This is a genomic window from Coprococcus intestinihominis, assembly GCF_040096555.1.
In the GTDB taxonomy this organism is placed as follows: Bacteria; Bacillota; Clostridia; order Lachnospirales; family Lachnospiraceae; genus Coprococcus_A; species Coprococcus_A intestinihominis.
This window is the reverse complement of the sequence record NZ_JBBMEK010000522.1, coordinates 1-646: the sequence shown is the minus strand read 5'-3', so window position 1 is coordinate 646 and position 646 is coordinate 1. Positions and strand designations below refer to the sequence as shown.

At 44.1% G+C, this 646-nt stretch carries 1 protein-coding gene; it reads right to left on the bottom strand.

The features are described 5' to 3' along the window. Positions 1 to 475, bottom strand: a 475-nt coding sequence (locus WMO25_RS18620) for a hypothetical protein (protein ID WP_349086746.1), incomplete at its 3' end; no start/stop codon positions are given. Between the last annotated feature and the right edge of the window lie 171 nt (positions 476 to 646).

Below are 646 nucleotides of genomic sequence, written 5' to 3'. Positions count from 1 at the left end.
TGAAGCCGTTTTTGTCCATGACGACGTAGCTGTTCTCGTAGCGGAGCAGAAAGTAGTGGGACCAGGTTTCGATGCCGGTAAATTGGAAGAGGCGGTACTCGCCGTGGCTCTTGCCTGCAGACTGGTACATGACATTCTTGTAAACTTTCATTTTGCGGGGAATCAGAAGGCTTTCACTGTAGGTGTTCTGCCTGGCTTTGATCTGATTCTTCGGCATGTTCTGGTAGTAGCTGTAGAAGGAATAGATGCAGACAGCGATCAGTGCGATGGTACACAGCAGAGTCAGCATCTGATGCGTGAGAATGCCCAGACGTCCGAAATAAACAGCAGCCAGTGCAGCCAGAATACCTACCAGCAGTGTCATCACATGATACTGTTTCAACTTCTCAGGACGTTTATAATCCTTCTCAATAATATGATGGATGATGTCTTCATCCAATTGTGTGTGATTCTCAAAAAGCAATTCCATTGCCATAATAAAAGCCTCCGTAAAAAATGTAGATTCATACAGCAATTCCGCACAGTCTGAAGCACTTGAGGTGGAAAGTGTAAGGAATTGCTGACAGATTAATAACTAAGACTTCCCATACCTAAAATGGGCTTCGCACCTTGAAAATTCAATACTTCAGCTAACAAAATAGCGATT